General features: G+C 58.7%; 6 protein-coding genes and 2 pseudogenes. All 8 read left to right on the plus strand.

The features are described 5' to 3' along the window. Nucleotides 1-225: hypothetical protein (locus PKKP23_RS34355; RefSeq protein WP_205703035.1), on the plus strand; the 225-nt coding region annotated here is incomplete at its 5' end. Nucleotides 226-311: 86 nt separating this feature from the next. Next, nucleotides 312-1469, plus strand: a complete 1158-nt coding sequence (gene wecB / locus PKKP23_RS32690; protein ID WP_126879991.1) for a non-hydrolyzing UDP-N-acetylglucosamine 2-epimerase — start codon at nucleotides 312-314, stop codon at nucleotides 1467-1469. Beyond that, nucleotides 1466-3559: an ABC transporter permease gene (locus tag PKKP23_RS34745; protein WP_240659260.1), complete on the plus strand. Its 2094-nt coding sequence runs from the start codon at nucleotides 1466-1468 to the stop codon at nucleotides 3557-3559. Before wecB ends, PKKP23_RS34745 begins: the two co-directional genes overlap by 4 nt. A 40-nt stretch (nucleotides 3560-3599) precedes the next feature. Continuing rightward, the gene (locus tag PKKP23_RS32700) at nucleotides 3600-4940 is read left to right on the plus strand and encodes an ABC transporter ATP-binding protein (RefSeq protein WP_420873268.1); all 1341 of its coding nucleotides are present in this window, start codon (nucleotides 3600-3602) and stop codon (nucleotides 4938-4940) included. Then, the gene (locus PKKP23_RS32705; RefSeq protein ID WP_126879992.1) at nucleotides 4937-8410 is read left to right on the plus strand and encodes a glycosyltransferase; all 3474 of its coding nucleotides are present in this window, start codon (nucleotides 4937-4939) and stop codon (nucleotides 8408-8410) included. Before PKKP23_RS32700 ends, PKKP23_RS32705 begins: the two co-directional genes overlap by 4 nt. 184 nt (nucleotides 8411-8594) lie before the next feature. Next, nucleotides 8595-9446 carry a glycosyltransferase family 2 protein gene (locus PKKP23_RS32710; RefSeq protein ID WP_126879993.1) on the plus strand — a complete coding sequence of 284 codons (852 nt, stop codon included), beginning with the start codon at nucleotides 8595-8597 and terminating at the stop codon, nucleotides 9444-9446. 107 nt (nucleotides 9447-9553) lie between these two features. Beyond that, a pseudogene (locus PKKP23_RS32715) lies at nucleotides 9554-9670 on the plus strand (transposase); the annotation flags it as partial. A gap of 716 nt (nucleotides 9671-10386) precedes the next feature. Then, nucleotides 10387-10678 (plus strand): annotated as a pseudogene (locus PKKP23_RS32725) (IS6 family transposase); the annotation flags it as partial.

The raw sequence follows: 10678 nt of genomic DNA on the forward strand, positions 1-10678 counted from the left end.
GATGATCCTGCGCAAGCTGCGGCTTTTTTACGCCCTGATTCTCGTCGCTTTGCTTGGCTTCGAAACTGCTACGCAGTCGGCAGCGTGAACTCATTTGCCGAGCAAAATGAATTGTTCAGGGCCGACTCGGTACGCCCCTTCGTCTTGCGTCTCTCGAGCAACACAAAAAGAGCAGGCGACAAGTGCATGATTATACTGGATATAATATTAGGGACACACCAATAACCCTTGCCGTGCCTGGATCGCGCTATCGTCGTAATGTGCATTGAAATTGCGGCGATGCCCGGTTTTCACCGGAAAGGGTTCTATCAATGAAGAAGAAAGTAGCTGTGGTGTTCGGCACTCGTCCCGAGGCCATTAAAATGGCGCCATTGGTACGCGCCCTCGGTGACTCCACACAACTCAAACCGGTCGTTATCGCAACGGCGCAGCACCGGGAAATGCTTGATCAGGTTCTGCAAATATTTGCAATCAAGCCTGACTACGACCTGGATTTAATGCGTCCCAACCAGACACTTCCGGATCTCACCTCCCGCTTGATTACATCGCTCGATGAAATCATTAAAAAGAGCGCGCCGAGTGCGATGCTTGTCCAGGGGGATACGACCAGCGTTCTTGCGGCATCCCTGGTCTCCTTCTACAACAACATTCCCGTCGGTCACGTCGAGGCAGGCCTCCGAACGAACAACATGCGCAATCCGTTTCCTGAGGAAATGAATCGCGTCGTCACCGGCCGCCTGGCCCACTGGCATTTCGCACCCACGCAGTCGTCAGCACAGAACCTTCTGGATGAGCAGGTGCCGTCCGATGCCGTGTTCATGACCGGCAATACCGTGATCGATGCGCTGTTCGACGCGCGCCAGCATGCAGACAAGGTGCCGCTGTCCGTCGCTGACGGACGAAGGATGATTCTGGTCACGACACACCGCCGCGAAAATTTCGGCGAGCCGCTCAAGCGCATTTGTGCTGCCATCCTGGAGTTGCTGGACCGCAATCCGACGCTTGATGTGCTGTTCCCCGTGCATCCCAACCCGAATGTCTCGTCCGTCGTGCGCGATGTGCTTGGCAACCATCCGCGAGTGGATCTGTGCGCACCGCTTGATTACCTGTCGTTCATTGCTGCCATGGAAGCCGCGCATGTCATCCTCAGCGATTCGGGTGGCGTGCAGGAAGAGGCTCCCGCGCTCGGCAAGCCGGTTCTCGTGCTGCGCGAGGAAACCGAACGGCCAGAAGCAGTGTCCTTCGGCGTGGCGGATCTTGTCGGCACCAATACGGCACGTATCGTCGAGAAAGTTCAGCGCCTTCTGACTGATCCGGCCGCTTACCGCGAGATGGCGCGAGGCGCATCTCCTTATGGCGATGGTCTGGCCGCGCGACGCATCGTTGAGATTCTTGAGGACGCACTGACCGGAGACGGTTCCGGGGCAGCCGGCTCACCGACGTTCGCATCAAGCGGTCAGCGAGCATGAATGCGGGCGTGGATGGGGACAGCGGCTGCGGCGTCGCGTCGCACGGTCGGCGTTTGATCTATTTTTCGTCCGTACCTTATGCCAGCTATGCGCAGCGTCCGCACTTCATGGTCGCTGCGTTCGCGAATAGCGGGTTCGACTCAGTGCTATGGATCGATCCCTACCCGACACGTCTGCCGACAATCTCAGACTTGAAGCGGGTCCGCCCCAGGAAGGCGGCGATGGTGTACGCGGACGATGCGCGCGTCCGAGTCCTGCGACTCGCAGCCCTACCAATCGAACCGCTTCCGATGAGCGGCTTCATCAATCATGTCGTTACCTGGCGAATAGCGCGTGCCCAGTTGCTGGAATTCGCGCGCGCAGCTGATCATTGCGTGCTCGCCATTGGCCGCCCCAGCAAGCTCGCAGAATGGGCGCTGAAGCGGGTTCCGCATAAACGCTCGTTCGTCGACGTTCTCGACAACTTCCCGGCGTTTTACCGCGGACTATCACGAGTCTCGATGAAAGCCCGTCTGCGCGCCGTCTGTCAAAACGTCACGGATGTTTATTGTTCCTCGTCGCAGCTCGCGTCGGACGTGAGCAGGATGAGGCGCGATGCGATCATCGTGCTTAACGGCTATCCCACGAGCGACCTCCCCGAGCTGCCGAACGCGAGACCACGGCGGTACGTCGGCTACATCGGTACGATTGCGGAGTGGTTTGACTGGCCGCTCGTACGCTCGCTGGCGCTCGCGCTGCCCGACGTGACGGTCCGACTGATCGGACCCGAGTTCGTCGCCCGCCCCGCCAATCTGCCTGCCAATATCGAGTTTCTTGGCGAGTTGCCACACGACGAAGTGGTGAATATGGTCCGCGAGTTTGCCGTTGGGCTAATTCCCTTCCGGGTCACAGACCTGACATCGGGTGTCGACCCGATCAAGTTCTATGAATATCGGAGCATGGGCGTACTGGTCTGGTCGACAGCCTTTGGCGAAATGAAATGCCGCGATCAGACGGAAGGCGTGACGCACGTTTCGCGGGAATCCGACTGGCCGCGCTTGTGGGAACAGGCCCGGACAACCGCCGTCTGTCCCGAGAGAATTGCATCATTCCGTGCCGAAGTCGACTGGGAGAAGCGTTTTGAGCCGATCCTGATGCGTTCGCGGATGGTATCCATCGCACCGGCCACGCGACTTGCGCACGATAACGCTGTCGCTCCGTCACTTCAATCTACGGCGGACCGGCCGATACCTACCGAATCAATGAGCCAAATCAGCTTTATCAAGAACGGCGCTGAATTCAAGCATCGCGCGGCGCTCAGCAATGTGCTGCTTGACCTGTTCACTCATCGCCAGCTGCTGCTCCAGCTCGTGCGCCGCGATATTGCGGGCCGCTACCGCGGTTCCCTGTTCGGCACGGTCTGGGCATTTTTTAACCCGCTCCTGATGCTGTCGTTGTACACCGTGGTGTTCGGGATATTCCTGCATGCGCGGTGGTCCGGTGCGTCGAACAGCCTCCAGTTTTCCGTCGTGCTGTTTGCCGGTCTCGTCGTGTTCAATTTTTTCTCCGAGTGCCTCAACCGCGCCCCCATGCTCATTGGCGGCCATGTGAACTATGTGAAGAAAGTGGCCTTCCCGCTGGAGCTGCTTCCATGGATGACTGTTGGCACCTCACTCTTTCATGCGGGCATCAGTCTCGTTGTCTGGACGATTTTTTCCGCGTTCGCCTATGGCACGGTTCACTGGACGCTCATCTTCGTACCGTTGATCTTCGTGCCCCTGATCTTCATGGCGGCCGGCGTTAGCTGGATCATCAGTTCGCTCGGCGTGTATGTGCGCGATATCGGTCAGGTCATCGGTGTATTGACCTCCGTCATCATGTTCCTGTGCCCGATTTTTTACGCAATCGAGTCGTTACCCAAGCCGTTTCAGGCGCTGCTGCTCATCAATCCTCTGACGCTCATCATTCAGCAAGCCCGTAGAGTCATGATCGACGGCGCCATGCCGGACTTCGGAACGCTTGCAATGTACACAGCAGCAAGCATGGCGTTCGCATGGCTGTCGCTCGCTTGGTTCCAACGCGCACGGGATGGATTTGCCGATGTGCTGTGAGTCAATTACAACGCATACCGGCAGCGCGGACAATGATGGTGTGGCAATTCGAATCGAGGGCCTGTCGAAGCGTTACGCTGTTTATCACACGCCGTTGGAACGTTTGAAGCATGTGATCGCGCCGCGCCGACAAAAAGGATTCAGCGAGTTCTGGGCGCTCACCGATATTGATCTGTCGATCCGGCGTGGCGAGACCTGTGCGATTGTCGGCCGCAACGGTTCAGGCAAATCGACGCTTCTGCAGATTCTGTGTGGCACCCTTCGCGGGACGTCGGGCCGCATTGAGGTAAACGGGCGGGTCGCAGCGCTTCTGGAATTGGGCGCCGGGTTCAACGGTGACTTCACCGGACGCGAGAATGTCTACATGAATGGCTCCGTGCTGGGTCTTTCACGCGCTGAGATCGATGCGCGTTTTTCGGAGATCGAGGCGTTCGCTGAAATCGGCGACTTCATCGACCAGCCGGTGAAGACCTACTCCAGCGGCATGTATGTGCGCCTCGCGTTCGCCGTCGCGATTCACGTCGATCCGCAGATCCTGATTGTCGACGAGGCCCTCGCGGTTGGCGACTCTCGATTCCAGGCAAAGTGCCTGAACCGCATCAAGAACATGCAGGCCAATGGCGTCACGATCCTGTTCGTGTCGCACGACGTCGGTGCGGTTCGCACGCTATGCGAACGCGCGCTCTGGCTGGACAAGGGAAAGGTCCGCATGCTGGGTGACGCGTTTTCCGTGACGGCGCAGTACAACCAGTTCCTGTTCGAGGCCGAAGAAAGCGGCGAAATCAATGACACCGCGCCCACGCCGGATGATCTGACCAAGGCGAGCAAGGAGCCATCCCTGCGACCTGAACAGGACTCCATCACGGACGACGCGCTGGAATTGATGGCCACGCACCGTCCAATTAATCATTGGGGCAGTCACGTAGGATCGATTCTGGAAGCGGGTATATACAACGTCCGGGGCGAGCGTGTGTCGACTTTCATCACTCTCGAGGACATCGAGGTCAGGGTGAAGGTTCGTCCACCGTCGAACGCGGACCGGACGACCCTGAGCGTCGCGTTTTCGTTGAAAGACTTACGCGGTACGGATCTGATCGTTTCGACCACGTGGGACGAGAAAAAGATCGACTTCCGGCAAGCCGGCGATGTCGCCCTCGTGCAATTCAGAATGAAAAACCGGCTCAATGGCGGCAACTACCTCCTGGCCGTCGCCCTGGAGGATCGAGCCGATGTTATGCCCCAATACTACGAGTACATCGAAGGCGCGCACTACTTCACGTCGCTCGCCGAGGAAAAGCTGTACGGGACGTTCCTCGTGGACGTCGAGCAAGTCATCGATACCGTGCAAGCCGAGCCGACAGCAAAACGAGCATTCGCATGAGCCATCAAGAGAACATCAATAGCAAAGCCTACTGGGACCAACGCTTCGGAACCGACTGGGAATCAAACGGTGGCAGAGAGCAGAGCCGCTTCTTCGCACGCGTTGCAATCGAGGCGATGCCTCAATGGCTCGTGCACGTGGTGCGCTGGAACAATCTGACCGTTTGCGACTGGGGCTGCGCGCAGGGCGACGGTACCGAGACACTTGCGCAGATGCTGTCGTGGGACATTACAGGCATCGATTTCTCCGGCTCCGCGATCGCGCGAGCGCAACAGCAATACAGCGCCATTAGATTCTCACACGAAAACTTGCTCGATGCGCCGAATCGCCCGGGTTTCGACGTTCTTTTTTCGTCAAACACACTCGAACACTTCTCAGCGCCTTGGGACATCTTCAACAGGATCGCGAACTACGCGTCCAGTTTCATCGTGTTGCTGCTCCCGTACCGCGAGTTCGATCGGCACGCCGAGCACGAAGTGACTTTCGATGCGGTCAATATCCCGGTCTCGCCCAATGCCGACTGGGTACTTGTCCATCGTTCAGTGGTGGACACGCGGTTCAAGGAGCCGAGCTATTGGCCCGGCGACCAGATCCTCCTGGTCTACGCGCGCACCACGCAGCTCGTCGCGCAACACTTCACGCTTGCGGACGCCTGCTTATACGGCGCGGAGGGTACGGACGAGATTGCGGCGTTGCGACGGCAGCTCGCACAAGTAGAAGCTCGCCAAGCCGACGCACTCGAAGCAGCGCACAGGGAATGCCGGCTGGCGCAGTCGCATGCTGAATCAATGCAGGCCCGGCTCGACACCGAAAAGGCCCGAGGGGATACGGCGACGGCACAGCTAGCTGCCGCAGAAGCGCTCCACGCCAACGAACTTGAGGCAGCGCACAGGGAATGCCGGCTGGCACAGTCGCATGCTGAATCAATGCAGGCCCGGTTCGACACCGAAAAGGCCCGTGGGGATACGGCGACGGCACAGCTAGCTGCCGCAGAAGCGCGCCACGCCAACGAACTTGAGGCAGCGCACAGGGAATGCCGGCTGGCGCAGTCGTATGCTGAATTAGTGCAGGCCCGGCTCGACGCCGAAAAGGCCTGTGCGGATACCGCGACGGCGCAGTTTGCTGCTGCAGATGCGCGCGCGGTTGCGGCCGAGGCTAGAACCGCTGCGCTGCTTGCTGAGCTCGACGCCGAGCGGGACAAGTTGCGGCAACTCGTCGAGGACAGTGCAACGCTGGTTGCAGCCGCCCACCATAGCAGCGAACGCATTCATTTCCTTGAGTACCGTGAGCAGGCATTGGTGACCGAGGTCAAGACTCTGCTCGCGACCAAAAGCTGGCGGATGACTGCTCCGCTGCGAGCGGTTCGCGGGACCCCTGACTGGTTGAAGCAGCGCATCAGGGACGTCCACTATGCCTACGTGCATGGTGGCATCCGTAGCGTCGCCTACCGGTCGCTGGCGTATCTCCCCAAGCATCTGAAGCGGCGGACGGTACCCGCGTCAACGTCGACGACACTCTGTAACGAAAACGCCAGCTCACCCGCCAATGGCGTCATGGCCGCGCGGGTGCCACGCATGCGGCTCGCAATGGCAGACGTGTTTGTATTCAGCATTATCGACTGGCACTTCAGGATTCAGCGACCACAGCACCTTGCGCGCGAATTCGCCCGGGCAGGTCATCGCGTGTACTTCTTCTCCAACCACTTCGAAGACTCGAAGGAGCCGGGCTTCTCGGTCGAGCGTCTGGATGACACCCTGCCGCTGTACCAGGTCAAACTCAAGGTCGACCGCGCCCCTCCAATTTATTTCGCGGTACCGACCACGGAAGCCATCACGCAGATCCTGGCCGGGATCAGGCTCTTTCGCGACTGGAGCTGCACCGATCGCTCCTGGTCGCTCGTGCAGCATGGTTACTGGTATCCGATCGCAATGCGCCAGCAATCCGAATGCGTGACGTACGACTGCATGGACCATCACGAAGGATTCGGCAACGTACCGCAGGAGTTGCTGGAACTCGAGGAGCGGATGATGAGGCGCACCGATCTGCTGGTGGCAACTTCGTCGTGGCTCGAGGAGCGTGCCCGCAAATACAATCGCCATGTCGAAGTAATCCGGAATGCGGGACAGTACGCCGATTTTTGCGATGCGCCAGCCGAACGTTTTATCGATCCGCGCGGCCGTAGAATAATCGGTTATTACGGCGCAATTGCAGAATGGTTCGATGCCGATCTCGTCGCCCGCGTCGCGCAGTCTTTCCCCGACGCATTGGTATTGCTGGTCGGCGCCGACACTGCGGGTGTGGGCAACCGCCTGAGTGCGTTCCCGAACGTCGAAATGACAGGTGAAGTGCCTTACGCACGACTGCCTTACTACCTGTACGCGTTCGACATCTGCATGTTGCCGTTCAGGGTCATGCCGTTGACGCTCGCGACCGATCCGGTCAAGGTCTATGAGTATCTAGGCGCCGGGCGTTCCGTCGTCTCGATCGATCTGCCGGAAATGGAGCAGTTTGGCGAGCTCGTCAGGCTGGCTGACACCCATGAAGGCTTCATTGAACGGCTGCGTGAGGCGATGACGGCGCTGCCCGATGACACTGAAGTGGTTGATCGCCGCAAGGCTTTCGCGGCAGGACAAACCTGGGGGCACCGCGTTCACAACTTCAGGCAGGCCATCGAGGCATTACCTCGTCCCAAAGTCAGCGCGATCGTGCTCACCTACAACAATCTCGCATTGACGAAGGATTGCCTCGATAGCCTTGAAACGTACAGCGACGATGTCGATCTGGAAGTCGTCATTGTCGATAACGCGTCGAGTGACGGTTCACCTGCGTATCTGTCGTCATGGTCCGCATCCCGTCCGAACGCGAAGTTGATTCTCAACCGCGAAAATCGCGGCTTCGCAGCGGGAAACAACCAGGGCCTCGCGGCAGCCAGCGGCGACTATCTGGTCATCCTGAATAACGATACGGTTGTCACGCGCGGCTGGGCGCGGCGCATGATCAATCATTTGCGGAATGCGCCCGAGATCGGCATTCTGGGGCCGTTGACCAACAACATCGGCAACGAAGCGCGAGTCGACACGCGTTATACGAAGCTCGACGCGATGCACCACGAGGCCGAAGAAATCACCGAACGGAATCTGGGCAGGTGGTTCGAGCTCAATACGGTCGCGTTCTTCTGTGCGATGCTGCCGCGTAGCACCTATGAGCGATGCGGCTCGCTCAGTGAAGATTATGGCGTCGGCTTCTTCGAAGATGACGACTACTGCCGACGCATCCAGGCAGCCGGCCTCGTCGTCGCATGCGCCGAAGACGTGTTCGTGCATCACCACCTGTCAGCTGCTTTCAACAAGCTGGGAGTGGAGAGGAAACGCGCGTTGTTCGAGACCAATCGGGCTATCTATGAATCGAAGTGGGGGCCTTGGACACCTCATCGGTATCGCATTCACATTGATGCCGAAATGGGCAGCTAGAGAAGTGCGCTGCGACACTGGCTGACGTCATTACGGGCGAGCCACGGGACGTGCGGCGAAGCGAACCATCGACGCGCTCACTTTCCCAAACAAGCCCCAACGCTTTTTGCCAGCGAAGCCTTGCAAAGCCGTGCCACGAAGTGATGAGGCAACTGTTTGGCAATCGCCGCGCGTTACCTCCAAGATGAAAAAAACTGCGCCAATAGTAGAAACAAAGTTGTCAGTAGTCCTTTCGGTATCGGTAGTCGTTTTCCGCCCGCAAGGTAATCAGCTTGAACGAACGCTAGAAAGTCTCGCGGCGGCGGCACGGCCGCTTTCTCTCCATTACCCCGATGCCGAAGTCGAGGTCATTATCATAGACAACGGCGGGGGCGACGTTGCGCAGACCCTCATGAAGACACTGAGCCATGTCGGGTTGCGGTCAAAGTACGTGGCAGGTCATGGTAATGTCGGCTACGGTCGCGGCCACAATCTTGCGATCGAACAAGCCTCAAGCCGTTACCATCTGGTCCTGAACCCCGATGTCGATCTAGATGCTGGCGCACTTTTGACCGGGTTGACTTTCTTGGATGCCAACCCGGCGGTCGGTCTGGTCGCGCCATGGGTCGGAGACAGCGACGGCCGACAGCAGTACCTTTGTCGCCGATTCCCCTCGGTCCTTGATCTCTTCATCCGCGGTTTCCTGCCATTGAGGCTGCGGGGGAAGCTTCCTCGGCGCTTTGCTCGCTACGAAATGCGCGACGTGATCGACGACAGGAACGTTTTCTGGGATCCACCGATCGTTAGCGGTTGCTTCATGCTTTTCCGTACGGACGTCATAAAGCACTTGAATGGCTTCGATCCGCGCTATTTCCTATATTTTGAGGACTACGATCTGAGCTTGCGCACCCATGAGGTGGCACGAGTTGTCTATGTGCCCTTGATCCGCATCCTGCATTACGGAGGTGGTGTAGCACACAAGGGCTGGACGCACCGAAAGCTCTTCGCGGCATCGGCAATGAAGTTTTTCAACCGCTTCGGCTGGAAATGGTTATGAACTCGCAAGAAGAGCCGTCTCAAAAGTGACCCTGGCCCACAAAACTGTCCCATTTGGAAGTGGAAAATTCCGGCATGACGTTGTCATCAAGACCAGGAGGTCATGCCGTGAAGAAGAGCAAGTTCACCGAGGAACAGATTACCTATGCGTTGAAGCAGGCCGAGCTGGGCACGCCGGTCGCGGAAGTCTGCCGCAAGATGGGGATCAGCGATGCGACGTTCTACATATATGGACTGATCCCAATAGCAAACGGAAGTTGGCGGACACGGAAGTCGATTGCGTACATATATCCGGCGTCAGGGACATCGCCCAGCGCCCAACTGGAATTCCGCGCGTGCAGGCCTCAACAACTGGAAGGCCTCAAGGGCCGTTATCAAAATCAGGTTCCCTGCTCGCCCGGATCGACCGGAGTGCCATTCGTCAATTCGTCAACGCATCGTTTTGCTACGCTGCTTTCTGATACGGCTGGCCGGTTGCGAGCATCGACCAGATGACGCGGGCCATCTTGTTCGCGATTGCAACGATGGCCCGGTTGGCGCCTCGTCTGGATTGCAGCGCAATAGCCCAGGCGTGTTTCCTGTCATGTTTGGTGGGTGCGGTTCGGAGTACCGCACGCGCGATTATGCTCAGCGCCGGATTATGCATAGCGACACGAGTTCGGTCCTGGTGCGGGCTCGTCTCGCGCGATCCTCCGTCGGCGGTCGGGTGGCAACGCTTCGCATAATGTCCTGAACTTCTCCTACCGGCCATGGTGGCCGGCAGGAGAAAAGGAATGGCACAGTCACGCCGACGGTCCGGCAGGACTACTTCAACAGCGCCTCAGGCGCCAAACCCTCAAGTCGCTCAGTTTCTCGATGAGTTCGACGCCTTCCTCGAAGGTGTCCGTGGTCTAGCGGGCGGGCGATGTCAACTTGGTGATGCAGGCGGCTAGAATGGTCAGATGACAAAGACCCGCTGCTCATTTCATGGCTACCGTTTCCCGGCAGCGATCATCAGCTGCGCGGTGCGCTGGTACCACCGCTTCAACCTGAGCCTGCGCGATATAGAGGAACTGCTGCTCGAGCGCGGCGTGGAGGTGACATGCGAATCGGTGCGCAACTGGTGCGACCGATTCGGCGCGCAGTTTGCGCATTGTGCGAAGGCCGTGCGCCTCAGGCCGGGCACGACGTGGCACCTCGATGAGCTGTTCGTGAAACTGCGAGGCGCGCCGTATGTGCTGTGGCGCGCGGTGG

Origin of the sequence: Paraburkholderia kururiensis JCM 10599 = LMG 19447, from assembly GCF_003986935.1 — a bacterium.
GTDB lineage: Bacteria > Pseudomonadota > Gammaproteobacteria > Burkholderiales > Burkholderiaceae > Paraburkholderia > Paraburkholderia kururiensis.

Excerpts from the sequence above, each read along its gene's own strand:
- wecB (WP_126879991.1), top strand. The coding sequence starts at position 312 with ATGAAGAAGAAAGTAGCTGTGGTGTTCGGCACTCGTCCCGAGGCCATT.
- PKKP23_RS34745 (WP_240659260.1), top strand. The coding sequence starts at position 1,466 with ATGAATGCGGGCGTGGATGGGGACAGCGGCTGCGGCGTCGCGTCGCAC.
- PKKP23_RS32705 (WP_126879992.1), top strand. The coding sequence starts at position 4,937 with ATGAGCCATCAAGAGAACATCAATAGCAAAGCCTACTGGGACCAACGC.
- PKKP23_RS32710 (WP_126879993.1), top strand. The coding sequence starts at position 8,595 with ATGAAAAAAACTGCGCCAATAGTAGAAACAAAGTTGTCAGTAGTCCTT.